The organism is Pseudomonas bubulae, assembly GCF_037023725.1.
Lineage (GTDB): Bacteria > Pseudomonadota > Gammaproteobacteria > Pseudomonadales > Pseudomonadaceae > Aquipseudomonas > Aquipseudomonas bubulae.
Genome location: NZ_CP146077.1, coordinates 2853281 through 2878872, shown reverse-complemented (window position 1 = coordinate 2878872; position 25592 = coordinate 2853281). Strand labels below are relative to the sequence as shown.

Below are 25592 nucleotides of genomic sequence, written 5' to 3'. Positions count from 1 at the left end.
CCATGACTTCTACCGCTTCCCCTCGTCCAGAAGACGAAAACCTCGGTACTGGCGCCAACCTGGCCTACGGCCTGCAGCACGTCCTGACAATGTATGGGGGCATCATTGCGGTGCCCCTGATCATTGGCCAGGCAGCCGGCCTTTCATCGGCCGACGTTGGCCTGCTGATCGCCGCTTCGCTGTTCGCCGGTGGCCTGGCCACACTGTTGCAGACACTGGGTATCCCTTTCTTTGGCTGTCGCCTGCCGCTGGTGCAGGGGGTGTCCTTCGCCGGTGTCTCCACCATGGTCGCCATCATTGGCGGTGACGGCGCAGGAGGCCTGCCGGTGGTGTTCGGGGCGGTGATCGTGGCTTCCGTGATCGGCCTGCTGATCACACCGCTGTTTTCCAGCATCACCAAGTACTTTCCGCCCCTGGTGACGGGCATCGTCATCACCACCATCGGTCTGACCCTGATGCCGGTCACGGCGCGCTGGGCCATGGGCGGCAACAGTCAGTCACCTGACTTCGGCAGCATGGCCAACATCGGCCTGGCGGCAATCACCCTGGTGCTCGTGCTGCTGCTCAGCAAGCTGGGCAGCGCCAGTATTTCACGCCTGTCGATTCTGCTGGCTATCGTTATCGGCACACTGGTTGCCACGGCCGTGGGCATGACCGACTTCTCCCGGGTGCTGGAAGGCCCGCTGGTCGCATTGCCCGAGGTGCTGCACTTCGGCATGCCCGAGTTCCGCCTCGCAGCCATCCTGTCGATGCTGATCGTGATTATCGTGACCATGGTCGAGACCTCCGCCGATATCCTGGCAGTGGGCGAAATCATCGACACCAAGGTCGACGCCAAACGCCTTGGCAACGGCCTGCGCGCAGACATGATTTCCAGTGCCCTGGCGCCGCTGTTCGGCTCCTTTACCCAGAGCGCCTTTGCACAGAACGTTGGCCTGGTCGCCGTGACCGGTATCAAGAGCCGTTATGTGGTGGCCACCGGCGGCCTGATCCTGGTGACACTGGGGCTGCTGCCGGTGATGGGTCGCCTGGTCGCCGCCGTGCCCACTGCCGTGCTTGGCGGTGCTGGTCTGGTCCTGTTTGGTACCGTCGCCGCCAGCGGCATCCGCACCCTGGCGCAGGTGGACTATCGCAACAACATGAACCTGATCATCGTCGCCACATCGATCGGTTTCGGCATGATCCCCATTGCAGCGCCCAACTTCTACCAGCACTTCCCGACCTGGTTCGAGACCATCTTCCACTCCGGCATCAGCTCGGCCGCAATCATGGCCATCCTGCTCAACCTGCTGTTCAACCATCTGCGGGCCGGCAACTCCGACCAGCAGTCGGTATTCGTCGCCGCCAGCGACCGTATCCTGCGCTCCCGGGATATCAGCTGCCTCAACGATGGCGATGTATTTCGCGATGGCAAGCTGTTCGACTGCAATGGCAAGGAAGTACCCGTGGTGGAGTCCGACGAGCACTACGAACAGTCCCCGCCCTTGCGTAAAAAGAGCTTCGAGCAAGAACACTAACCTGCCTTAAACCCGGCACAACGGCGCTCAGGCGCCGTTTTGCATACTGCGCCGATTTACACAAGCAGCCGGCTTGCGAACTTTTCCCTGTTTATCTGTCTATGTGAGTACGCGTATCTGCGCGACAAGCGCGAGCTCCAGGCGTCAGTCAGCAGATGGCGACACATTCGAATGATATTCAGAGGTTATCTTCGCTCATGAAATTCCACGCCCCACGGATGGTGCTTTTGAGCCTGTTCGCGTTTGCGGCAATGGGCTCGGCATCAGCTACACCGACAAAGACCCCGCCCGCGGTTTTTGCTACTGAACCTGGAGCCGTTCAGACGACGGCTGCCAATCCCTGGCCAAGGCTGGCCGCTGAACAGACAGCGCCCCTGCTTGCCCGTGACGACCACCACCGGTATGACAACCGCTGGCAAGCTCGCAGAGACGATCGCCGCAGAGAAAACTGGCGTCGCGATCAATGGCGTCGGGAGCAAGCCCGCCGCGAAGCCGAGCGCCGCCGTCATGACCGGGCCATGCACCAGCGTTACGACAACCATCACCGCGACTATCGTCGCTGAAAAAAACGGCTGCCGAGAAAGCAGCCCCTGTACCTTTTTTAGCAGCCGCTCAACGCCGCCTGTGGCCGCTCGCCGGTAAAGAACAGTGGTCGCAGGCGTACGCCCACCGTGTTGCCGATAAACGCTGCCACCAGCCATACCCAGCCATGCAGGCTGCCTGAGGCGATGCCGCTGAAGTACGCGCCAATATTGCAGCCGTAGGCCAGACGCGAGCCATACCCGAGCAGCAGGCCACCAATCACTGCCGCCAGCAGCGAGCGCGGCGGGATTTTCAGGCTGGGAGCAAAACGACCGGCCAGGCCGGCGGCCAACAACGCACCGAGAACGATGCCAATATCCATTACGCTGGTGATGTCTTCCCACACCGGCGCGGCCAGTGCCTTGGCATTGCCCGGCATCTGCCAGAACCCCCAACTGCCAACATCAACCCCCAGTCCGCTTGCCGCCTTGGCGCCCCACAGCGCGAACGCCGAAGTAATACCCCACGGCCGCCCGGCCAGTGCCAGCGTGGCATAGTTCAGCAGCGCCAGACCTATCGCCCCCCAGACCAGAGGCCACGGCCCACGCAAAAAGCGGCGCAGGCCCTGATGTTCACTGGTCACCCCTGCTTCAAGGCTGGCGTGACGGGATTTCTCCAGGCGTACAGTCACTGCGGCGATGATCGCGAACACGGCCAGGCTCAGCAGCAAGGCGGGAACCACCCCGAAGCTTTTAACGATAGAGGTCGCCGGAAACGCAGGCAGGGCAAACCACCAGTCAACATGCTGAGTGGCGATTAATGATCCGCAGATAAAGAACAACAGGGTCACCAGCATGCGCGCATTGCCGCCGCCGACAGTGAACAGGGTGCCGGACGCACACCCGCCGCCCAACTGCATGCCGATGCCGAAAATAAACGCACCGAACACCACCGACACACCGATCGGCGCCACCAGCCCGACGACCGGCTGGCCAAACAGGGTGCCCGCTCCCAGCGCGGGGAAAAACAGCACCACAGCCACGGCCAGCATCACCATTTGCGCGCGCAGGCCTGCACCACGGCGATCATTGATAAAAACTCGCCAGGCCGAGGTAAAACCGAATGCAGCGTGATAAAGGGTCAAGCCCAGCGCCGCGCCGACGATCAGCAACAACACCTGGCGCGTACCGACATTGTTTTGCAGGAAAACAGCGCCCTGCAGCAACAAGATAAAGGCCAACAGCGGCGCAAGCGGTTTGCGCCCAGGGGTTATGGAAAGAGAACGACTCATGGAAATCCCGATACGTATGATTTGGCTAAATTGCGTGGCGGCAAAGTATACCCCAGGCGGGGCTTCGGCCTAACCGTTTGACTTAGTAAGGCGCCAAGATAAACTGCGCCTTATGAATATTTTAGAGAACAAGCACCACATCATGCTGTGTGAACTAGAGAGCGCAGCGCCTGAGGTCAGGGACAGCGTAAAGCTGTGTTTCGAGTTGCTCTCGGCGGCAGCGGCGATCAATCGCGCCTGCGCAACACGGCTGGCCCGCTACAACCTGTCGGAGGGCCGTTTTGTCATCATGCTGACCCTCAAAAACGCGGGAGGCAAGCTCTCCCCTCTGGAACTGGCGACCCGATTGTCGATTACCACGGGAACGGTCACCGGGCTGCTCGATGGTTTGCAGCGCGCCGCGTTGATCAAGCGCAAAACCGACCCGACGGACCGGCGCAAATTGATTATTACGCTGACCGCGCAAGGCAAGCGCGTGGTCGATGACGTTTTTGTCGAGCACACCGCCTGGATCAGCGGAATGATCCAGGACTTGCCTCCCGGGCAACGCCAGGCCCTGGCCGAGTCGATCTATTGCCTCTCGGCCAGCCAAGCGCTCGACCTCGCTACAAAAGCTGGTCGATAGCCATTTGAGCAGCAAGGCGTTGCAAGCCAACGACAAGGCGCCGCTGGCGATACTCAAGGACGAAAACGGGCAGAACGTCGATCTGCGCGATTTTCTCGACATGGGGCCGTTGGTACTGGTGTTCTACCGAGGCCTGTGGTGCCCGTTCTGCAATCAGGCCTTGAGTGCATACCAGCAGATGGTCAGTGATCTAACGGCCGCGGGGGCGACGCTGGTTGCCGTCTCGGCGCAGACGCCGCAGTTCACGGGTAAAACCCGTGAAGCGCTGGGGATCACTTACCTGCTGCTCAGTGATATCGACAACCACCTTGCCCGTCAGTACGGCATTGTTTTCGAGCTTGAGGACGAACTGGACGAAATCTACCGTTCCCTGGGTGCGGACCTCAAGAGCGTCAACGGGTCTGACTCGCTTACACTGCCACTGGCCAGTGCATTTGTAATCGACCAGGATGCGGTAATACGCGAAGCGTTCGTCAACCTGGACTACGCGCAACGGGTGGAGCCTGAGGAATTGATTGCGGCAGTCGGCCGCGTTTGACCCAAGTAGCGTGCATGCAGGCATCAACTCATGTGTGCGCCACAAAACCTGTGGGAGCGCGGCTTGCCCGCGATGGCATCCATACGGTGAGCCTGCCAGACCGCGCCGCCTGCATCGCGAGCAAGCCCGCTCCCACATGGATCCTGCAGACCGCAGATCTTAAGTACGCCACAAATCCTGTGGGAGCGCGGCTTGCCCGCGATGGCATCCATACGGTGAGCCTGCCAGACCGCGCCGCCTGCATCACAATGAATCCTGCAAACCGCAGCTCTTAACTACGACACAAAACCTGTGGGAGCGTGGCTTGCCCGCGATGGCATCCATACGATGAGCCTGCCAGACCGCGTCGCCTGCATCGCGATGCAAGCCCGCTCCCACACTATTCCCTGCGCCCGCCCGCTACATCCCCAGCCAATTCGGCAACGCCAGCGACACAAACGGCACATAGGTCACCAGCACCAGGAACGCCAGCATCACCAGTAACCACGGCGATACCGCACGTACCACTCGAGTGAGCGGCATACCCGTGACCGCCGAGGTGACAAACAGGTTTAGCCCGGTGGGTGGGGTGATCAGGCCGATTTCCATATTCACCACCATGATGATGCCCAGATGGATCGGATCAATCCCCAGTTGCATGGCAATCGGGAACAGGATCGGCGCCAGAATCAGGATGATTGCCGAAGGCTCCATAAAAGTCCCTGCAACCAACAGCACAATATTGACCACCAACAGGAACTCAATCGGGGTAAAGCCCTGCTCCACCACCCAGGCGGTAATCGACTGCGGGATCTGCTCGGTGGTCAGCACATGGGCAAAAAGCATGGCGTTGGCAATGATAAACATCAGCACCACGCTCAGCTTGCCCGCCTCGACAATCACCTTCGGGCATTCGCGGACGGTCATGTCCTTGTAGATAAAGATCGCCACGAACGCTGCATACACCGCTGCCACAGCAGCCGCTTCGGTAGGGGTGAACATGCCCGAGTAAATACCGCCGAGAATGATCACGATCAACATCAGGCCCCAGCCGGCACGGCGCCCGGCGGTGACGATTTCCTTGAACGAGGCCCGGGGCAGCGATGGCATGTCCTTGACCCGCGCCAGGATGTAGATGGTCACCATCAATACCAGCCCCAGCAACAGACCCGGCACAACACCGGCCATAAACAGCTTGCCCACCGAGGTTTCGGTGGCGGTAGCGTAAACCACCATGACGATCGACGGCGGAATCAGGATGCCCAGGGTCCCGGCGTTACAGACGATACCGGCAGCAAAATCCTGCTTGTAGCCAGAACGGACCATGCCGGCGATAACGATCGAGCCCACCGCCGCCACCGTGGCCGGAGAAGAGCCACTCAGCGCCGCAAACAGCATGCAGGCCAGGATTGCGGCGATGGCCAGGCCACCCTTGATATGCCCGACGCAGGCGTTGGCGAAATCGATCAGGCGCCGGGCCACGCCGCCGCTGGTCATGAATGCACCCGATAGCAGGAAAAACGGGATCGCCAGCAATGTGTAGTGCTCGCTGGTTTCAAACAGCTTGATCGCCAGCGAACGCACCGAGTCGTTACTGAAGAACAGAATGGTCATGGCCCCGGACAAGCCCAGGGAAATCGCCACCGGAATACCGACAAACATCAGCACGAACAGGGCGACAAAAAGGAAGGCAATAGTCATTTTGGAGTCCCCTGCTGGTCGTTTTCCGCCAGTTTGACGGCGTCCTCCACTTCACTGTGCAAGCCCAGGCCTTGCTGCTTGCCCTGAATGATGCGGATAAAAACCTGCAGAAAACGCACAAACATCAAGGCAAAACCGATCGGCACGATCATCACGATTTGCCATTGCCTGATACCGTAGCGGTCCAGGTCTTCGGCACTGGTGCCAACGGCATACAACGTGGCCACCCACTGCTCGCTGGAGTACGCCATCAGCACGCAATAGCCCAGGCAAATGGCCACTGCCAGCAAGGCCACCCGCCGCTGATTGGCAGGCTTGAACTGGCGCACCAACAAGTCGACGCCAATATGCGCGCCAATGCGCACGCCCCAGGCCAGGCCGACAAAAATCAGCCAGCCGAACATGGCCTTGGTCAGGGCCACACTCCAGGTCATCTCCTGGGCGACGTAGAGAATACTGTCGCCGATGCCGAGCAGGGTCTCGTTGGCGAACGGCAGCGAGTCCCCCAGGGAATAGAAAACACCATAGAGGTTGTTGAATACGACATACGCGAAGGTGACCAGGGTCATGCCTGCAAGCAGGAATGCCACCAGCATTTCTTCCGCGTGATTCCAGACACGAACGGCTGCGTGCATGGGTAATCTCCCTTGAAAGAACGGTCGAGAAACGACAAAGCAAAGGTTGCCGTGGCGATCCCCTGCGGGACCACCGACGGCAATCAGCGCTGGCGACTATTAACTGCTTTGGTTGGCCTGCTCGGCGGCCGCGATCACATCAGGGCCGATGTCGCTCTCGAACTTCTTCCATACCGGGCGCATGGCTTCACGCCACAACTCGCGCTGTTCCGGGGTAAGGATGATGATTTCGCTGTTGCCGGAATCGGCAATGCGCTGGCGGGAAGCCTGGTTAAGCGCCTCGGCCTGCTTGTTCACCTCCACGGTGACCTCGGCCATGACCGCATCCAGGGTGTTGCGCACCTCTTCAGGCAGGCCATTCCAGAACTTGGTATTGGTGATCACCATGTAATCGATGGCGCCATGGTTGGACTCGGTGAAGAACTTCTGCACCTCATAGACGTTCTGGCTTTCGTAGTTGGACCAGGTATTCTCGGTGCCATTCACCACACCGGTCTGCAAGCCCTGATAAACCTCGGCAAAACTCATCTTGCGTGGCGCCGCGCGCAGGGCCTTGAACTGCTCATCCAGCACGGCGGAAGCCTGTACGCGGAACTTCAGGCCGCGGGCGTCCTTGGGCTCGTAGAGCGCTTTGTTGGCGGACAGTTGCTTCATCCCGTTATGCCAGTAACCAAGGCCGGTAATGCCCTTGCCCTCCATCGACTTGAGCAGAGCCTGACCTTGCGGGCTTTGCTGGAAACGGTCGAGGGCCTGGATATCAGTGAACAGAAAGGGCAAATCGAAAATCTGGATCGGCTTGGAGTAATGCTCGAACTTGGCCAGCGACGGCGCCAGCAGTTGCACGTCACCCAGCAGCAGCGCTTCCATTTCCTTGCCGTCGCCAAACAGCGAGGAGTTCGGATAGACCTCGACCTTGACCTGCCCGGGCAGGCGTTCCTCGGCCAGTTTCTTGAACAACAGCGCGCCCTGCCCCTTGGGTGTGTGCTCGGCGACAACGTGGGCGAATTTGATGCTGATGGGGTCGGCAGCGCCCGCAAAACCTGCGAATAATGGCAATGCGCAGGCCAGAGCCTTGAGAGTGTGCTTGAACATGGGACATACCTCTTGTTGTTATAGATTTGGTAGTGCCTGGTGTTGCCTGTGCTGCGTTTAACCGCTTCGCCTGGCCTCAGTTACAAGGCAGACCGGCCCGGCGCAATACCCGCCGGGCAAGGCCGATGACCGGGGCATCGACCATTTGCCCGTCGAGCACAAACACCCCGCCTGTGGATGCAACCGCATCCAGAACCCGCCGCGCCCAGTCCAGCTCGTCCTGACGCGGCATAAAAGCGGCGTGAATCACTGCCACCTGACCAGGATGAATGCACAGCAGGCCGCCAAAGCCCATATCCCTGGCATCGGCGGCCATGCGGGCCATGCCGGCGCTGTTGTTGATGTCCGCAAATACACTGTCCAGCGGCGGCGCCAGTTGCGCCAGGACGCTGTGCAGCAAAATGGCGTAGCGGGCCTGATCGAGAATGCGCTGCGCGCCAGCCGTATCGCTGGCCAGGCCCAGGTCCAGGCCCAGGTCCAGCGCACCGAAACTCAGGCGTTCCACCCCGCGAGCCCGGGCAATGGCCGGCAATTCAAGCAAGCCCCTGGCGCTTTCGATAATCGGCCACACCGGCTTGCCACACGCCGCAGCCTGTTCGACCTGTGCAGCGCTTTCGACCTTGGGCAGCAATACCGCCACCACGCCGGGCTGGCGACGGCACAACTCGATATCGGCTGCCTGCTGCTGATGCTGCGGCGCATTGATCCGCACCAGCACCCTGGCCTGCGGATTGTCATTAAGGAAAGCATCCAGACTGGCGCGGGCCTGGGCCTTGAGGTCCTCGGCCACAGCGTCTTCCAGATCGACGATCACCTGATCGGCGCCGCTTTGCAGCGCCTTGGGTATCCGCTCGGGGCGAGTAGCCGGGACGAACAGCGCTGAACGTATGCTGGTGTTATCCATCACGATGCTCCATGCCTTATACCGCTCCTTGTTGATGCAGACGCTGGATCTCGTCCGCGCCATAACCCAGTTCACCCAGCAGACTGTCGGTGTGCTGGCCCAGACCGGGAACCGCCTCCATACGTGGCTCGAAAGCGGTGTTGCACCCCGGTGGCAGCAGCGCCGGCAACTTGCCCGCCGGGCTGTCCACTTCGCGCCAGCGTTTACGGGCGGCCAGTTGCGGATGAGCCCACACACCGGCCATATCGTTGACATGGGCATTGGCAATCGATGCCCCGTCGAGCCGGGCAATCACTTCATCGGTACCCATTCCGGCAAAGGTTTCGACAATGATGGCCCGCAACTCGCTGCGATTCTCTGAGCGCCGCGCATTGGCATTAAAGCGCGGGTTGCTCGCCAGGTCTGGCTGTAGCAACACCCTGTCGCAAAATTGCTGCCATTCGCGTTCATTCTGCAGGCCAAGCATCACTGTGCCACCGTCGCCGGCAGGGAACGGGCCGTAGGGGTAGATGGTGGCATGCGCGGCCCCCGCCCGCGGCGGGGGCGCGGCACCGTCGTAGGCGTAATACAGCGGGTAGTTCATCCACTCCACCAGGCTTTCGAGCATCGACACATCGATACGGCTGCCCTCCCCGGTCTTGTCCCGCAGCAGCAGCGCCGAAAGCACTCCGGTGTAGGCATACATGCCTGCAGCGATATCGGCAATCGAGCAACCGGCCTTGGCCATGTCATGTTCATCCGGCCCGCCGGTCACCGACAAAAACCCGCCTTCACTCTGGATCAGCAGGTCGTAAGCCTTTTTCTGCTCGTAGGGTCCGCCTTCGCCGTAACCGGAAATATCGCAGACGATCAACCGCGGGAAACGCTCATGCAGGGTTGCAAACGACAACCCCATACGTTCTGCCGCCCCCGGCGCCAGGTTCTGTACCAGCACATCGGCCGTGGCCAGCAGCTTGTCGAGCACGTCGGCAGCTTGCTGCTGCTTGACGTTGAGGGTCAGGCTTTCCTTGGAGCGGTTGGTCCAGACAAAGTGCGAGGCCAGACCGTTGACCCGCCCGTCATAGTCGCGGGCAAAGTCGCCGGAGCCGGGGCGCTCGATCTTGATCACCCGTGCACCGAGGTCAGCCAGCTGGCGGGTGCAAAACGGCGCGGCGATAGCGTGCTCCAGGCTGATCACGGTAATACCGTCCAGCGGCCGGGGTTTGTGCGCGGTGGCGGTCATGATGGTCTCCCGATGCAGGTCAGTACACTCAAGTCGTCAAGATGGCGCAGGTGCCAGACCTGCTCGAGCAGCCCGCTGGCCTGTTCGTCGCTACGCGCTCCCGAGAAGGCCAGCAGGCGGCGAAACTTGTCTTCCAGTTCGGCGCGGCTCAACGTATTGCCCGGGTCGCCTCTGGGCTCATCGATGCTGCCCTGCAGGCTGCGCCCCTGCACCGTGGTCACCAGCACCCGGCCCAGCCAGCGTTGTGGATACGCATCGTCAACGTCGTTATCGAGGACCATGCGCACCTTGTCGCGAAACGCGCCAACGCGCGCATCGCTCAGCGCATGTTGATGAAACTCGGGCAAGCCGGCCTTGCCATAGACGGCAATCAGGCCCAGCACCGTGCCCATGGAAAACTTGGCCTGGTGCACGCTCTGCGGTACCTCTACGCGGCCCAATACATCGATGGCGGCTTGATGGACGCGGGTGGTGACACTGGCGATATCCTCTGCTCCAAGCCCCTCCCGCTGCATCAACGCCAGCAGCGCATCGGCCGCCGGGTGGGTGTGGCGGCACGAGGCGTGAAACTTGAACGAAGTCTCCGTCAGCGCCCAGCGGCTGCCCAGGCGATCGGACAGGCACGCCGGGTTGGCGTCGCTGGACATGCCGGCAGCCATGCCCTGCTCACCCTCAAGAATATTTTGCGCACCGCTCAGACCTTCGCCCGTCAGGTAAGCAGCCAGCAAACCATCAGCGGCGGCCTTGGCGGTATGCAGCTGCTTGGAGTCCGCGGCATCGCGCAGAAACTCCCACAGGCCCGCGGCCTGGGTCCCGGCAGTGCCCAGCAGGTGGGTGAACTGCTGCGGGTTGAACCCCATCAGCTTGCCGACCCCCACCGCTGCCGCCAGGGTGCCGACCGTAGCCGTGGTGTGAAAGATGCGGTAATGCGAACGGCCAAGAAACTCACCGATGCGAATGCCCGCTTCATAACCGGCGACGGCGGCGACAATCAGATCGCGACCCGATTTTCCCAGGTCCTGTGCCGCCGCCAGCACCGCAGGAAACACCACGGTCGCCGGGTGCAGCACGGAGCTGTTATGCAGGTCGTCCTGCTCCACCAAATGGGAGCTGGCGCCATTGACCAGCGCGGCAAAATACGCCGAGGTGGTCTGGCCATTGACCAGAATACCGGCAGGCCCGGTGCCCGGGCCCATCTTCGCCACGTAGCGTTCAAACAACGGGATCGGGTGCGCGCCCTGACTGGCCAGGGCCGATCCCAGCCAGTCGAGAAACAGCTCTTCAGTACGGCTGATAACGGCTTCGGGTAATTGCTGGTAATCCAGGCTGGCCAAAAAACGGGTGAGCGCTTGCGTGTGCTGACTCATGCCGCGCTCTCCACTCGATTGGACAACTCGATCAGGTTCAGATCCGGGTCACGCAGGTAAATCGAGCGAATCGGCCCCTGGGCACCGGTGCGCATGACCGGCCCCTCGAGGATGGCAACACCCAGGCCGTGCAGCTGCTCGATTACAGCATCCAATGGGGTCGCGACGATAAAACACAGGTCTGCCGAACCCGGCAGTGGCTGGCTGGCCTTGGGCTCGAACTCGGCACCGGCCTGGTGCAGGTTGATCTTTTGCTGGCCGAACCCAAGGGCATGGCGGCCCTGACCGAACACCACGGGCTGCATGCCCAGCACCCGGCTGTAAAAATCCAGACTTGTGGGGATATCCCGTACTGTCAGGACCAGATGGTCCAGATGACTGATCTGCATGTTCTGTCTCCGTTAATTAAAAGGAACGCGGCAACTCGAGCAGATGCTCGGCCACATAGGACAGGATCAGGTTGGTGGAGATGGGCGCCACCTGGTACAGACGGGTCTCGCGAAACTTGCGCTCGACGTCATACTCATTGGCAAAACCGAAACCGCCGTGGGTTTGCAGGCAGGCATTGGCCGCTTCCCAGCTGGCCTTGGCTGCCAGGTACTTGGCCATATTGGCCGCCGCCCCGGCTTTACCCCCACTGTCGTATTCTTCGCAGGCGCGCCAGCGCATCAGGTCAGCGGCTTCCAGCTCGATATGGGCTTCGGCAATCGGGAACTGTACGCCCTGGTTCTGCCCGATCGGACGACCGAATACCACACGATCACGGGCGTACTGTGCAGACTTTTCATTGAACCAGCGGCCATCACCGATGCATTCAGCGGCGATCAGCGTGCGCTCGGCATTGAGCCCGTCAAGGATATAACGAAAGCCCTTGCCCTCTTCGCCGATCAGGCTGCTGGCGGGGATTACCAGGTTGTCGAAAAACAGCTCGTTGGTTTCGTGATTGACCATATTGGCAATCGGCTGCACGGTCAGGCCGTTGCCGATGGCTTCGCGCAGATCGACCAGAAAGATCGACATGCCGTCGGCTTTTTTCTGCACGTCGGCCAACGGCGTGGTGCGGGCCAGCAGGATCATCAGGTCGGAATGCTGAACCCGCGAAATCCACACCTTCTGGCCATTGATCACATACGTGTCGCCCTGGCGCACGGCAGTGGTTTTGATCTTGGTGGTGTCGGTGCCCGTGGTCGGCTCGGTCACTGCCATCGACTGCAAGCGCAGCTCGCCACTGGCCAGCCGGGGCAGGTAATAACTTTTTTGCGCCTCGCTGCCGTGACGCAGCAAGGTAAACATATTGTACATCTGGCCATGCACGGTGCCGGAGTTGCCGCCACAGTGGTTCACTTCCTCAAGAATCACCGAGGCCTCAGCCAGCCCCAGGCCCGAACCGCCGTAGTGCTCGGGGATCATCGCCGACAACCAGCCGGCTTCGGTCATGGCGGCGACAAAGGCTTCAGGAAAGCCCTTGTCTTCGTCAATCTTGCGCCAGTACTCGGCTGGAAACTCCGCACACAGGGCGCGGACACCCTCGCGAATGGCGTTATAGTCTTCGTTCAGATACGGATTCATTAGCGCTCCTTGTTGTCGTTATTAGTCGAAGCTCACTTCGCCCTGCTGGGCGATACCCTCTGCGTTGCCCACCCACAACTCGGCTTTGCCCGCCGCCACGACACGCCCCCGCAGCACAAAGGGCTGAGGTGCAATCAACGGCCGCACGCCGCGATAGGCAAAGCGCCGCACTTGGGCCTGGGGATTGGCGCGGCAAAAAGCTCGGAGGCTGAGGGTGGCCATCAGCGGCCCGTGTACCACCAGCCCCGGGTAGCCTTCCGTTGCGGTCGCATAAGGCCAGTCGTAATGGATGCGATGGCCATTGAAGGTGACCGCCGAGTAGCGGAACAGCAAGGTGGGGCTCGGCGTGATCGACTCCTGCCAGATGCCCGCAGGCAAGGGCTCGCCCTCTGCCAGCTTGGGCGGGGTTGGTTCGCGGTAGACAATGTCCTGTTCTTCGCGAATGGCCAGTTGGCCGTCCTGCAGATAGTCATGCTGGACAGTGACAAACAGCAGCGAGCCGGTTTTACCGAGTTTTTCCCGAACATCGAGAATGGTGGAAAAACGCGTCGCCCTGGCATCCACCCTGAGCGGAGTAAAGAACTCGACACGCCCGCCCGCCCACATGCGGTTGCGGTTGTGGGCCGGAGGCAAAAAGCCGCCCCGGGCCGGGTGACCATCATCACCCAGCCCCTGTTCCTCTACCGTGGGCTGAAAGAAACACCACTGCCACAACGCCGGCAGAGGCTCCCCGGCCTGCGGCACCTTCTCACCGAAGGTAGCGGCGATACGGGTGACCAGGTTCAGGCTAAGAACGTCATGGATTTCTTCAGTACGACCGATCCAGTCGGCCAGTGCGTTATCGCTCATCGGTGATTGCCCCGTGGCTTGTTATTTTGGCCATGATTGCCAAAAGCCGGGCGATCTGTGAATCTGCGTTTCGGTAAGGGGGCGTTCGGTTTTGCTTAACGCTCAAGCCCAACGGAAATCAGCCATGCATTTTGATCTTGTCGACCTGCGCCTGTTTATTCATATCGCCGAATCCCCCAGCCTCACCCAGGGTGCGCGCAAGGCGTTTATCTCGCCGCCAGCCGCCAGTGCACGGATCAAGAGCCTGGAAGAGAACCTGGCCAGCCGCCTGTTGTACCGCGACAGCCGCGGGGTTGAACTGACCCCCGCCGGTGAACTGTTCTTGCACCATGCGCGGATGATCATGCGCCAGGTGGACTATATGAAAAGCGAGTTCACCGAGTACGACACCGACGCGTCGGGGCATATCAGGATCTTTGCCAACACCACGGCGGCCACTGAATTCTTGCCCGGTATCCTGGCCGGTTTTCTTGCCGAACGCCCCGGTGTAACAGTGGACCTGCAAGAGCGCCTGAGCCGCGATATCGTCCGCGGGGTCATGGATGGCTCAACGGATATGGGCATCATTGCCGGTCCGGTCGAGGCTGACAGCCTGCAGGTCATCCACTTCAGCACCGACCAATTGATCCTGGTCACCTCACTGGATCACCCCCTGGCCCGCTCCAGGTCGATCAAGCTGGCCGAAACCCTGGCCTATCCGCATATCGGCCTGCACGAAGGCACTACCCTGCTGCGATTTTTAAATGAGCAGGTCGCCCTGCACGGCAATACCCTGAACATGCGCATCAAGGTCTACAGCTTCGAAGCGATGTGCCGGATGGTCGAAGCCGGGGTGGGTATCGCCATCCTGCCGGAGTCTTCGGCCCGTCGTCACCAGCAGACCATGGGCCTGTCGGTGATCGAACTGGACGAGCCCTGGCGGGTGCGCGAACGCAGCATTCTGGTGCGCGACCTGCAGGCACTGCCCAAGGTGACCCGGGCCTTGATCAACAGGGTGCTGGAGCATCACAAGAGCGTTGAACCAGGCAATTAGTCCTGCACCGATATCCTTGGCCAGCGATCAGACCCGGCATGCGATAAGCCGTCAGATCAGCCTTGCGGTGCAGCGCATCGACTCTGGTTGCGGTAATGCTGCGGGCCGATGCCCAAGTGCTTGTGAAACCCTCGCCGCATACGCTCTTCCCGACCAAAACCTGCGGTTTCGGCTATCCGTTTGATCGGCTCGCTGGTGGTTCTCAGCAACTGGCAGGCAGCTTCAATACGTAAGAGCTCTACCGCATGTGCAGGTGTATGGCCAGTAGTGGCCACGTAGGCACGGGCAAAGTGGCGCGCACTCATGCCAAATTGCTCCGCCAGTATTTCCACACGCAGGTCGCTTTGCAGGTTGGCTGCAATCCAGGCATGCAGACGCACCAGGCGCACGTCAGGGGCTGTACGCAAAGCCAGGGACTGGGCATTGAGCGAAGCGCTGAGCTGGGGTTGAGCCGCCGAGCGCCATACGAAAACGGTGAAATAGCGCGCCAGCTCCAATGCCGCATGGGGGCCGAGATCCTGCTCCACCAGCCCCAGCGCCAGGTCGATACCGGCAGCAGCTCCCGCGCACGTCCACAGATTCGCGTCATGCAGGTACAACCCTTCAGTCTGGCACTGGAGCGTCGGGTAGCGGGCTTGCAGTTCTTCGGCAAACTTCCAGTGGGTCACCACCTTGCGCCCCTCAAGCAGACCGGCAGCGGCCAAGGCGAATGTACCAGTACCTATGGAACACAGCCTGCGTACGGCCGTGGCGCGGCGGCGCAACCAGCTGCACACAGGTACGCTGGCTTCAAGTGCTGCCACACCCGGCCCCCCTGCCACGATCAGGGTGTCGATAACGTCCGCTTGCTGGTCGATCTGTTCCAGGGACAGTGTATTGACGCTGATCCCGGAAACCGAGGTTATCTGGCCTCCCATGGGCGATACGAGCAACAGCCGATAAGGTGGATCGCTGGCAAAAGTGCCGCCCAACAGCCGCGGTATCGCGGCGAAGACCTCAAGTGGCCCCGCGGCGTTGAGCAACAACAGCTCATCGAATGCCAGCACCACCACCGTACGCGGCGTGGCGCCCGGCATGGCAGCAAAAGAGGGGTGTTTGGCATGGAGCGCCACGGTTTGCCTCGACATACTCGATTCCACGCACACAGGGGAGACCGACAATGCTCCCCTGCCGCGCACAATACCAGTGGAACCTAGTGGGAGTGGCACCATGTCAAAACTGCACAACACCACCCTGAAGCGCCACAAGACCGGTCTGGTCGGCGTCGACCACGCCCGTAGCGCCGGTGGCTACACACTGTTCGCCCCGCAAACGGCAGATGGCAATGTATTCCTGATCGATCTGGAAGGCGAAATCGTACACCGCTGGAAGCTGCCCTGGCGCCCCGGCCGCGACGCCGTAATACTGCGCAACGGCAACCTGGGATACAACGGCAACCACCCCGACTCGCCAGAGTTGTTTACGGGCTGGTCAGTCTGGCACGGCGGCGCCTTCAGCGAAGTCACTGCCGAGGGAGAAGTGGTCTGGGAACACACTGACCTGATGCACCATCACGATGCCCAATGGCTGGACAACGGTCATCTGCTCTACACCACCGTTGAACCGCTGAGCCCGCAGCTGGCCGCGCGCGTGGTGGGTGGCATTCCTGGCAGCGAAGCACCCGGCGGGGTGATCTATGCCGATGTGGTCAAAGAAGTCGACCGCCAGGGCCATGTGGTGTGGGAGTGGCGCAGCTGGGAGCACCTGCGCCCTGAAGACTATCCGCTGCATGATGCGTTTGAGCGCTACCACTGGCCGATGACCAACGCCGTCTCGCCGGGCCGCGATGGCAAGATCATTCTCAGCCTGCGCAGCGTCTCTGCGGTGATTGCCATTTCGCGCAGCAGCAGTAAGGTGCTGTGGCGCCTGGGCCATGATCTGGTTGCGCAACAGCACTGCCCGAGCGAGCTGGAAAACGGCAACGTGCTGGTATTCGACAACGGCATCTTTCGGCCACATACCAGCATGCCGCACTCACGAATACTGGAAATAGAGCCACTGAGCCAACAGATCGTGTGGCAGTACGCCGATACCCCGGGCTATGCCTTTTTCACCCCGTTCATGGGCGGCGCGCAACGCCTGCACAACGGCAATACGCTGGTGACCGAGGCCAATTTTGGTCGACTGTTTGAAATCACGCCGACGGGAGAAGTGGTCTGGGAATATATCAATCCCTTCTTTGCCCCGTACCCGGATGCAGCCTCCAGAGCCTATCTGCCGGGTGAAAACAACGCGATCTTCCGCGCGCACCGTTATCAGCGCCGGGAAATACCATGGTTGGTTGTAACATAAAAAGCTAAAAGCCCCTCACCACGCCTCTCCCGGAGGGAGAGGCGTGGTGAGGGGCTTTTGATCTTTGACAACCTGCGGGATGAGGCGACCGGAAATCAATTCCGCTCGAGTGCATTCACCAGATCATGGAAAGCTTCACGGTTGGAGTCGTTGAGCCCCATCAGAATCTTGTGCGCTTCCAGCACTTTTACCCGCACAACTTCTTCTGTCTGATCCTGCGAAGGCAGGTCGGTCAGGCAATCCGGGCAAGGGATCGGCTTGCCGATGATGTTGAACACCTGATCGAAGCCCATCGACTCCAGCAGCCGGGTGATGTCTTCGTGGGTGGTGACAACAGTCGGTAACAGGCCTGTTTTTTGGCGCGACAATATCGACAGTTTCGCCAGCAAACCCAAGGTGGTGCTGTCGATACTGCGGGTTTCGGTGAGGTCAATCACGATGGCATTGAAATTCAACGCCGTGAAAATCCTCTCGATCGTCGCATCCAGTGCCGAACACAACGTCAGACGCACTTCACCCACAAACTTCAGGACAAAAGTGCCGTCCTGTTCGGCGAACTGAATTCTACCGGTACTCATTTAAGATTCCTGCTCAACACCAACAAGGCGATATCATCCGGCATCTCCCCTAGCGTAGCTAATCCAAACACTTTGCGCAGACCATCCAGGCTGCCGCCTGCTGCTTTCACCCGTTGCGGCAAAGCAGCTTCTTTCTCTTTGAGCGTCGGCTCGGTCAAAAGATCCAGGATACCGTCAGACATCAGAGTCAGGCTGAAAGCTTCAGGCAATTTCATAACCTGGTCTTCATAGGTGGCTTCGTTGAACAGGCCAACGGGCAAACCCCGCCCTTCCAGATAACGGACACTGTCTGGAGTGTAGAGCACCGGCAGCGGCAAGTGCCCGCCAATGCTATAGGTCAGCTCGCCGCTTTCTTCATTGATCACACCGCCCACCATGGTCACGTGCTTGCCCAGCTTGCAGTTGATCAGACCACGGTTGATATGCCCAAGCACTTCGGAGGGCTTGAACTCCGGCAAGGTGCCATTGCGCTTGGACTCGAACAGCAGGCGCGTGGTCATGAACTTGAGCAGCACCGTGACAAAGGCCGAAGAGGCGCCGTGCCCGGAAACATCCGCCAGATAAAAAGCGACCCGACGCTCGTCAACCCGGAAGTAGTCGACAAAATCCCCGGACAGATACAGTGACGGGATGATCTTGTGGGCAAAACTGAACTCATCAGTGGTCCAGGGGCTGACCGGCAGCATGTTCATCTGCACCTGCCGGCCGGCGTTCTGGTCTTCCTGCAGCAAATGCAGGCTGGCTTCCAGTTCCCGGTTGGCCGACTCCAGCTTCTCACGGTAGCGCTGGTTCTCAAGCTGCAACCGCGCACGATCCAGAGCTCGGTGAACCGAATGCTCCAGCACGGCAAGGTCTTCCAGCGGCTTGATCAGGTAGTCGGCAGCGCCAAGGCGCAAAGCCTCGACCACATCGCTCATCACGCCTGCGCCCGAGATGACGATCACCGGCGTTTGCGCCGACCGCTGGGCAACCTGGCGAATCACCTCCAGGCCACTCATTTGCGGCATGCGCAGGTCACAGATGATCAGATCTGGCTGCTCTTGCTCGAACATCTGAAGGCCTTGCAAGCCATTATTGGCCTGAAGGACGCTGAAGCCGCTGTCTTCCAGGTAGGCCGCCAGACTTGCGCGTACTACCTGGTCGTCATCAATGATCAGCAGCGTGGCACTGGTTTTTTGCATGTGGGCAAATGGCGCCAGAATTAGGTTGTCGTTGAAGCTCGTAAACGTCGGGCTCAACAACTGAAATGGCTTGTGAACATCCCTGATTCAAATCGACTGTATTGCTCGATCCTACAAAGGTGCCCGTGTAAGGCGCAGACGGTACTCCCATCCGCGGGGTGTTTCAAGCTCAGGCCGATAGCGGCTTGAGGTGTTCGTCACGTTAAATTACTGCGGGTTATAAGAACCACGTTTACGGCAACTAAAACCTTGGTAACAAAGGCCGCAAAGCCGATTGATTCTCATCTGCACCCATACAAAAAACGGCCACAAGGGCCGTTTTTTGCGCATCGGTCAAACGACTCAGAAGTCGTCGACAACCTGTCCGTCCTTGACCTTGAATTCACGGCTTTGCAGATACGCATTGCGGATAAAGATGTATTTATCCCCCGTGATCAATTTTTCGGCCGACAGCAGATTGGCGCGGGCATCGATGATTTTCATCCCGGCAACGGTGTTACGTGCTGAAACGTCATGCATGTAGCGGTAAGGTTCGGCATAGGAGTCCGGGTAGATGCCCAGGGCATCTCGCACCGTACTTGGGCCCAGCAGCGGCAATACAAGGTAAGGGCCGCTGCTCAGCCCCCAGTAGCCAAGGGTCTGGCCAAAGTCTTCGTCGTTGCGCTGCAGGCCCATCTTGGTGCCCACATCAAAGAAGCCGCCGACACCGATAATGGTGTTCATCAGCAAACGGGCGGTATCCACGCCCGCAGCGTGGGGTTTTACCTGCAGCACGTTGTTGGCCAGGTTGCGCACGTCACCGACGTTGCGGTACATATTGTGGATGCCATCCTCCAGAAACTGCGGAGTGATGAACTGGTAGCCCTGGGCAATCGGCTTCAGGGCATAGGTGTCGAGGGTGTCGTTAAACTTGAACACAACCCGGTTAAACCCTTCCCACGGGTCATCCTCGGTGGCGGCATTGGCAGCAAACGGCATCATGGCCACACCGGCACAGACAAACAATGGGGCGAGACGAACAGTCCAGCGCATAGCAAAACTCCCTGAAGTTACTCAACACTTGGGCGCTATGCCCTGAGTCTGAACATCAGTATAACGGCAAATGGCTTTTAGGCAGCCCCCAAGCAATCGCCTAAACAGACTTGTATAAAAGATAGACGTTCCCCCCGCTGCCGATTCTTTTAAAACCACCCGCCTGAACGACAAAAACACGCACCGGGGATTTTGATAGAGATCATGCACTTCGCCCGCGAGTGGATTAATCTAGAGACAGACCTTTTGCTCACTTCGAAGGTCTACACCAGAGCCTATCAATAAAGGATGAATGCTATGCCTGCCCGCGATCTGCAAGAACAACTCAATACCTTGCGCGAGCAACTGGAACAGAACCCGCCGCTCACCCAGGAAGAGCGTGAACACTTGAACCAGCTCGCCACACAAATCCAGGCTCAGATCGACATCGAAAAAGCGACCAACGATTCCAGCCTTGCCGACAGCGTCAACCTCGCTGTAGAGCGCTTTGAGGTCGATCATCCCACTCTCGCCGTTACCCTGCGCAGCATCGTGCAAACCTTGGGCAATATCGGCATCTGATTTCCGGTAACCCCCAGAAACAAAAAAGCCCCGACTCATTGCACATGAGCCGGGGCTTTGTTTTGCAACTCAGGCTGTCAGAGCCCTGATTGACCGCTTAACGCCAGGTCCAGCAGCTCGCGGTTGGCCACCGCGTACATGGCATAGTCGCTGCCGGTGGCGGCACGCAGATCCACCAGCATCGAGCGCCAGCGCTCAACCATCGAGTGGTTCTGTTCAAGCCACAGCGCCAGCCGTGCCTCGATACTTTCCCCGGCCTCGGTCATCTGCAACACCGAAATGGTAATTGCCCGCTGCTGCCAGTCGATATCGTCGCGGAACGCCTCGCGGGCCAGGGCCTGCCAGTTGTTCTCCACCGGCAGGTTGCTGATCTGCTGCAAGTACCAGGTCAGGTCCAGCGCACTGCCCACGGCGAAGTACGTCTTGGCCACATCCGCAGCATTTTGCCCGGTGACATCCGAAGCCTCGATAATCGGCAACAGGGTATACAGGTGCGTGGTACCCGCTACCATGCGCGCCAGCAACTCCGGCACGCCCGCCTCGACGTAGGCCTGATAGCGGGTCTGCCAGCCTTCGCGGGTCGGTCCTTCCAGCAGTTCGTCGAGCTTGAGGCCCAATGCCGCCAGATGCGGGCCGAAATGCGCCACATCCCGTGCAGCATCCAGCTCGTTACGACGGCTGCGCAGGAACCAGCGTGTAGCGCGGCGACCCAGACGCATCAACTCATCCATCAGCGCCAGCTGGATTTCAGCCGGTACCTGATAGTCCAGCGCCTCGATCTGCCGGAACCAGTGCGGCAGGTGGAAAATATCACGCACGATGACGTAGGCGCCGGCCACGTTGGCAGCACTCATCCCCGTCGACTCTTTCAGGCGCTCGACAAAGGTGATGCCCATATGGTTGACCAGATCGTTGGCAATCTGGGTGCTGACGATTTCACGCTTCAGGCGATGGCGACGCATGGCTTCGGCAAATTTGCTCACCAGCATCGGCGGGAACGCGGTTTCCATGTCCCGGGTCAGGTAGTCGTCATCCGGCACCCGGGAGTTGAGCAGCGCCTCTTTAAGGTCGATCTTGCTGTAGGAGATCAACACCGACAGCTCGGCACGGGTCAGACCGTGGCCCGCCGCTACGCGCTCGTTGAGCTGCTCTTCTGACGGCAGGAACTCGATGGCACGGTCCAGCTTGCCACGGGCTTCCAGATCGTTCATCAGGCGCTTGTATTCGGCAATCCGCTCATAGGCCTTGCGCGCGGCCAGCGAAATGGCCTGGGTCTGCTTGTAGTTGTTGCCCAGGACCAGGCCGCCCACCTCATCGGTCATGCTGCCCAGCAGCTGGTTACGCTGCTTCTCGGTCATATCGCCGGCCTGCACCACTTCATTGAGCAGGATCTTGATATTCACTTCGTGGTCAGAGCAGTCCACACCGCCGGCATTATCGATAAAGTCCGTATTGGAGCCGCCGCCATTGAGGTTGAACTCGACACGGCCCAGCTGGGTCATGCCCAGGTTGCCGCCCTCGCCTACCACCTTGCAGCGCAGCTCATTGCCGTTGACCCGTAATGCATCATTGGCCTTGTCGCCGACATCGGCATGGCTTTCGCTACTGGCCTTGACGTAGGTGCCGATACCGCCGTTCCACAGCAGGTCCACCGGGGCCTTGAGCAAGGCATTGAGCAGTTCGGTGGGGGTCAGCCTGTCAGCGGTAATCGCGAAGCGCTCTTTCATCTGCGCGGAGATGGCGATGCTTTTCGCGCTGCGCGAGAAGATCCCGCCGCCCGCCGACATGATGCCGGTGTCGTAGTCCGACCACGCCGAACGCGGCAGATCGAACAGGCGCTGACGCTCGGCGAAGCTGCTGGCAGGCTCCGGGTTCGGGTCGATAAAGATATGCAGGTGGTTGAACGCCGCGACCAGTTGCAACTGATCGGACATCAGCAGGCCGTTGCCGAACACGTCACCGGCCATATCGCCGATACCGACCACGCTGATGCTGTCTTTCTGAACGTTGATCCCGCGCTCTTTAAAGTGACGCTGCACGCCAACCCAGGCACCTTTGGCGGTAATGCCCATCTTTTTATGGTCATAACCGGCCGAACCGCCCGAAGCGAACGCATCGCCCAGCCAGAAGCCGTAATCGATGGCAATGCCGTTGGCGATATCGGAGAAGGTCGCGGTGCCCTTGTCGGCAGCCACCACCAGGTACGGGTCATCATCATCGTGACGGACCACGTTCAACGGCGGTACCAATGCGCCGTCTTTCAAGTTGTCGGTGATGTCCAGCAGGCCGGAAATAAAGATCCGGTAGCAGGCAATCGCCTCGGCCTGGATTTCATCACGGCCGCCGCCCAGCGGCAGGCGGCGCGGCACGAAGCCGCCTTTGGCACCCACCGGCACAATGACCGAGTTTTTCACTTGCTGGGCTTTTACCAGGCCCAGCACTTCGGTGCGGAAGTCTTCTTCACGGTCCGACCAGCGCAAGCCGCCACGGGCCACGTTGCCGAAGCGCAAGTGCACGCCTTCAACCCGCGGCGAGTAGACGAAGATTTCAAACTTCGGCACCGGCCTTGGCAGCTCGGGGATCAGGTGCGGGTTGAACTTGAAGCTGAAGTACGAACGGTTGTGACCGTTGCCATCCGGCTGGTAGAAGTTGGTGCGCAACGTGGCTTTGATCAAGTCCAGGTAGCGACGCAGGATGCGGTCTTCGTTGAGCACCTGCACATCGTCCAGCGCTGTCAGGATCGCCTGTTCCAGACGCAGCTGCTTGTCTTCGAGGTCTTCGGCCGTCAGCTTGCGCGCCAGGTAGAAGCGGGTCTTGAACAGCCGGGTCAACTCGCGGGCGATGTCGGTGTGGTTGTTCAGGGTGCTGGCGATATAACCCAGGTCAAAACCCAGGCGAATCTGCTTCAGGTAACGCGCGTACGCACGCAGCAGCGCCACGTCGCGCCATGGCAGGCCGGCAGTCAGTACCAGGCGGTTGAACGCATCGTTCTCGGCATCGCCGCGTACGATATGCACGAACGCATCCTGCAGCGTGTCGTTGAGTTGCTGGATATCCAGGTTCAAGCCTTCGCCAGCGGTAAAGGCGAAGTCATGGATCCAGAACTCACGGCCATTGGCATGCCGCAAACGGTACGGGAACTCGCCCAGCACGCGCAGGCCGAGGTTCTCCAGAATCGGCAGGACATCGGACAGGGCCAGCGGCGTATCGGCGTGATACAGCTTGCAATGCAGCTCCTGACCGGCACTTTGCCCCAGCGGCTGATAGAAACTCATCACCAGCGGGTTCTTTTCGCTCAGGTTCATCAGGTGCTGCATGTCGACCACGGCCGAATGTGCAGCAAAGCGCTCGCGATAGCCTGCCGGGAAACCTTTGGGGAAATCGGCCAGCACCTTGGTGCCATTGGCCTCGCCAAAACTTTCGACCACCAGGCTGGCGTAGTCGTCCTGCCAGCTGCGGCAGGCCTGGACCACTTCTTTTTCCAGCAACAGCGGGTCGATATCGATGCGGTTTTTCGGGTCAACCCGCAGAATCAGCTGCACGCGGGCCAGCACCGACTCCGAGAAGAAGGTCCAGAACTCGCAATCCGACGCCTGCAGACGCTCCATCAGCACCTGCTGGATTTTCTGCCGCACTTCGGTGGAATAGATATCCCGCGGTACGTAGGCCAGGCAATAGCAGAAGCGGCCGTACGGGTCCTTGCGCAGGAACACGCGAATCTTGTTGCGCTCCTGGATTTGCACGATCGACATCACGGTGTTGAACAGTTCGTCCACCGGAGTCTGGAACAGGTCGTCACGGGGCAGGACTTCCACCACCTGAGCCAGTTCCTTGCCCAGGTGAGCCTTGGCCTGGAAGCCCGAGCGGCGCTCGATTTCTGCCACCTTGCGACGAATATAAGGGATCACCCGCACGCTCTCGCCGTACACCGAAGAGGTGTACAGGCCCATAAAGCGGCACTCCTTGATGACCTTGCCGCTGGCATCGATCTGGCGAATCGACACATAGTCCGGGTACGCCGGGCGATGCACACGGCTCGGGTGCGCGGCCTTGGCGAACGACAGCAGGGTCGGCTCGCGCAGGTAGCTGACGGCGTAGTCTTCGATACGCAGGTCTTCGGCGGTGAGCCCGGCGCGCAACAGCTTGGTCAAGCCCAGGAACGAGTCGGGGTCATATTCGATATGACCGCCATCGGCATCGTCACGCACCACAAATTCTTCATAGCCCAGGAAGGTGAAGTGGTTGCCCACCAGCCATTCCAGGAAGCTTTTGACTTCGGCTTTCTCATCGGCATCGACGGCGTACTGGCAGTTGTCGACACTGGCCAGCAGCTCCTGCACCTTGGCCTTCATCGGCTCGAAGTCAGCCACGGCAACCCGTACTTCACCCAGAACCTGCTCCAGTTCCTTGCTCAGCACATTCAATTCGGCAGCGTGTGCGCAGCGATCGATTTCCAGGTACATCAGCGACTCTTGCGAGACGCCTTCCCCCGTGGTGCCCTTGGGCAGGATTTCCAGCAACTCGCCTTTGCCGCCGCGACGCACGCTCAACACCGTGGTTTGCAGGGTATGAATGCTGTAACCGCGACGGTTCAGCTCGGTACGCACCGAGTCCACCAGAAACGGCAGGTCGTGGTGCAGGACTTCAACTGCCGTGTGGGTGGACTGCCAGCCGTGGCGCTCGTAGTCGGGGTTGAACACCCGCACTTGCGGCTGGGCCGGGTCGAAACGCTCCAGCAGGCGCCACGCCGACAGCGTGCAGCCGGCGAGGTCGGACATGCGCCGCTGGGTAAGTTCATCCAGAGAAATGATGCCGAAGAATTGCTCGGCGAACAGCGCCACTTGTGGCAGTGCCTGTTCACTGATGTGCTGCGCCAGTGCCGCTTGCAGTTGATGCTGGAAGTCGGCTTTGCTGGCTGCGGTGAAGAACGCCATCTGTGGTACTCCGCTTGGGCTTGTTATTGAGAGAAGCGTCGCGTGTTGTTCCCGCGTGAGGAGGTGAAGCTGGCCGTGACCCACGGGTCACATTCACCTGCAAGGATGGTGATCTACAAAAACGACTGCCG

At 60.1% G+C, this 25592-nt stretch carries 22 protein-coding genes; 7 read left to right on the top strand and 15 right to left on the bottom strand.

The window, feature by feature from the left end; all coding sequences use genetic code 11:
- Positions 1 to 2 precede the first annotated feature (2 nt).
- Positions 3 to 1517 carry a nucleobase:cation symporter-2 family protein gene (locus V6L81_RS13310; protein ID WP_095000520.1) on the top strand — a complete coding sequence of 505 codons (1515 nt, stop codon included), beginning with the start codon at positions 3 to 5 and terminating at the stop codon, positions 1515 to 1517.
- Between the two features lie 197 nt (positions 1518 to 1714).
- The gene (locus tag V6L81_RS13305) at positions 1715 to 2080 is read left to right on the top strand and encodes a hypothetical protein (protein ID WP_165484574.1); all 366 of its coding nucleotides are present in this window, start codon (positions 1715 to 1717) and stop codon (positions 2078 to 2080) included.
- A gap of 38 nt (positions 2081 to 2118) precedes the next feature.
- On the opposite strand, the gene V6L81_RS13300 is transcribed toward V6L81_RS13305, so the two are convergent.
- A complete protein-coding gene (locus tag V6L81_RS13300) occupies positions 2119 to 3330 on the bottom strand; it encodes a YeeE/YedE family protein (RefSeq protein ID WP_095000522.1) in 1212 nt (403 codons plus the stop codon).
- Positions 3331 to 3442: 112 nt separating this feature from the next.
- Between V6L81_RS13300 and V6L81_RS13295 the strand changes: the two genes are divergently transcribed.
- Together V6L81_RS13295 and V6L81_RS13290 are read left to right on the top strand one after the other, a co-directional pair.
- Positions 3443 to 3955: a MarR family winged helix-turn-helix transcriptional regulator gene (locus V6L81_RS13295; RefSeq protein ID WP_095023521.1), complete on the top strand. Its 513-nt coding sequence runs from the start codon at positions 3443 to 3445 to the stop codon at positions 3953 to 3955.
- Positions 3956 to 3959: 4 nt separating this feature from the next.
- Positions 3960 to 4493 carry a peroxiredoxin-like family protein gene (locus tag V6L81_RS13290; protein WP_338660022.1) on the top strand — a complete coding sequence of 178 codons (534 nt, stop codon included), beginning with the start codon at positions 3960 to 3962 and terminating at the stop codon, positions 4491 to 4493.
- A gap of 399 nt (positions 4494 to 4892) precedes the next feature.
- Here V6L81_RS13290 and dctM read toward each other — a convergent pair whose 3' ends face one another.
- The 9 genes from dctM to V6L81_RS13245 form a co-directional block, all read right to left on the bottom strand.
- Positions 4893 to 6173 carry a C4-dicarboxylate TRAP transporter large permease protein DctM gene (gene dctM / locus V6L81_RS13285; protein ID WP_095000525.1) on the bottom strand — a complete coding sequence of 427 codons (1281 nt, stop codon included), beginning with the start codon at positions 6171 to 6173 and terminating at the stop codon, positions 4893 to 4895.
- Positions 6170 to 6808 (bottom strand): TRAP transporter small permease, encoded by a 639-nt coding sequence (locus V6L81_RS13280; protein WP_338660021.1) that lies wholly within the window; start codon positions 6806 to 6808, stop codon positions 6170 to 6172. Before V6L81_RS13280 ends, dctM begins: the two co-directional genes overlap by 4 nt.
- A gap of 99 nt (positions 6809 to 6907) precedes the next feature.
- On the bottom strand, positions 6908 to 7900 hold the full coding sequence (locus V6L81_RS13275; RefSeq protein WP_095000527.1) for a TRAP transporter substrate-binding protein: 993 nt from the start codon (positions 7898 to 7900) through the stop codon (positions 6908 to 6910).
- Between the two features lie 76 nt (positions 7901 to 7976).
- The gene (locus V6L81_RS13270; protein WP_338660020.1) at positions 7977 to 8804 is read right to left on the bottom strand and encodes a CoA ester lyase; all 828 of its coding nucleotides are present in this window, start codon (positions 8802 to 8804) and stop codon (positions 7977 to 7979) included.
- A gap of 16 nt (positions 8805 to 8820) precedes the next feature.
- A complete protein-coding gene (locus V6L81_RS13265; protein ID WP_150629041.1) occupies positions 8821 to 10026 on the bottom strand; it encodes a CaiB/BaiF CoA-transferase family protein in 1206 nt (401 codons plus the stop codon).
- Positions 10023 to 11393 (bottom strand): MmgE/PrpD family protein, encoded by a 1371-nt coding sequence (locus V6L81_RS13260; protein WP_095025855.1) that lies wholly within the window; start codon positions 11391 to 11393, stop codon positions 10023 to 10025. The genes V6L81_RS13265 and V6L81_RS13260 overlap by 4 nt, the downstream gene beginning before the upstream one ends.
- Positions 11390 to 11782, bottom strand: a complete 393-nt coding sequence (locus tag V6L81_RS13255; RefSeq protein WP_095018112.1) for a VOC family protein — start codon at positions 11780 to 11782, stop codon at positions 11390 to 11392. Before V6L81_RS13255 ends, V6L81_RS13260 begins: the two co-directional genes overlap by 4 nt.
- A gap of 16 nt (positions 11783 to 11798) precedes the next feature.
- Entirely contained in the window at positions 11799 to 12962 is a 1164-nt protein-coding gene (locus tag V6L81_RS13250; protein WP_095000532.1) for an acyl-CoA dehydrogenase family protein, read from the bottom strand.
- Positions 12963 to 12983: 21 nt separating this feature from the next.
- Positions 12984 to 13811 (bottom strand): MaoC family dehydratase N-terminal domain-containing protein, encoded by an 828-nt coding sequence (locus V6L81_RS13245; protein ID WP_095026873.1) that lies wholly within the window; start codon positions 13809 to 13811, stop codon positions 12984 to 12986.
- Positions 13812 to 13935: 124 nt separating this feature from the next.
- Between V6L81_RS13245 and V6L81_RS13240 the strand changes: the two genes are divergently transcribed.
- Positions 13936 to 14844: a LysR family transcriptional regulator gene (locus V6L81_RS13240; RefSeq protein ID WP_130871603.1), complete on the top strand. Its 909-nt coding sequence runs from the start codon at positions 13936 to 13938 to the stop codon at positions 14842 to 14844.
- Positions 14845 to 14900: 56 nt separating this feature from the next.
- Here V6L81_RS13240 and V6L81_RS13235 read toward each other — a convergent pair whose 3' ends face one another.
- A complete protein-coding gene (locus V6L81_RS13235; RefSeq protein ID WP_338660019.1) occupies positions 14901 to 15971 on the bottom strand; it encodes a helix-turn-helix domain-containing protein in 1071 nt (356 codons plus the stop codon).
- An 82-nt stretch (positions 15972 to 16053) separates the two neighbouring features.
- Here V6L81_RS13235 and V6L81_RS13230 point away from each other — a divergent pair, with 82 nt between their 5' ends.
- On the top strand, positions 16054 to 17175 hold the full coding sequence (locus tag V6L81_RS13230) for an aryl-sulfate sulfotransferase (RefSeq protein WP_095025858.1): 1122 nt from the start codon (positions 16054 to 16056) through the stop codon (positions 17173 to 17175).
- Between the two features lie 95 nt (positions 17176 to 17270).
- On the opposite strand, the gene rssC is transcribed toward V6L81_RS13230, so the two are convergent.
- The 3 genes from rssC to V6L81_RS13215 form a co-directional block, all read right to left on the bottom strand.
- The gene (gene rssC / locus V6L81_RS13225; protein ID WP_095000537.1) at positions 17271 to 17753 is read right to left on the bottom strand and encodes an anti-sigma factor antagonist RssC; all 483 of its coding nucleotides are present in this window, start codon (positions 17751 to 17753) and stop codon (positions 17271 to 17273) included.
- A complete protein-coding gene (rssB, locus tag V6L81_RS13220) occupies positions 17750 to 18934 on the bottom strand; it encodes a two-component system response regulator RssB (RefSeq protein ID WP_095000538.1) in 1185 nt (394 codons plus the stop codon). The genes rssC and rssB overlap by 4 nt, the downstream gene beginning before the upstream one ends.
- Positions 18935 to 19276: 342 nt before the next feature.
- Positions 19277 to 19966 carry a VacJ family lipoprotein gene (locus tag V6L81_RS13215; protein ID WP_095000539.1) on the bottom strand — a complete coding sequence of 230 codons (690 nt, stop codon included), beginning with the start codon at positions 19964 to 19966 and terminating at the stop codon, positions 19277 to 19279.
- A 297-nt stretch (positions 19967 to 20263) separates the two neighbouring features.
- Here V6L81_RS13215 and V6L81_RS13210 point away from each other — a divergent pair, with 297 nt between their 5' ends.
- Complete coding sequence (locus V6L81_RS13210; protein WP_095000540.1) at positions 20264 to 20527, top strand: DUF4404 family protein; 264 nt, start codon at positions 20264 to 20266, stop codon at positions 20525 to 20527.
- A 77-nt stretch (positions 20528 to 20604) separates the two neighbouring features.
- Here the strand turns inward: V6L81_RS13210 and V6L81_RS13205 are convergent, their stop codons facing one another.
- Positions 20605 to 25461, bottom strand: coding sequence for an NAD-glutamate dehydrogenase (locus tag V6L81_RS13205; protein WP_095020998.1), 4857 nt, complete (start codon positions 25459 to 25461; stop codon positions 20605 to 20607).
- Positions 25462 to 25592: the final 131 nt, after the last annotated feature.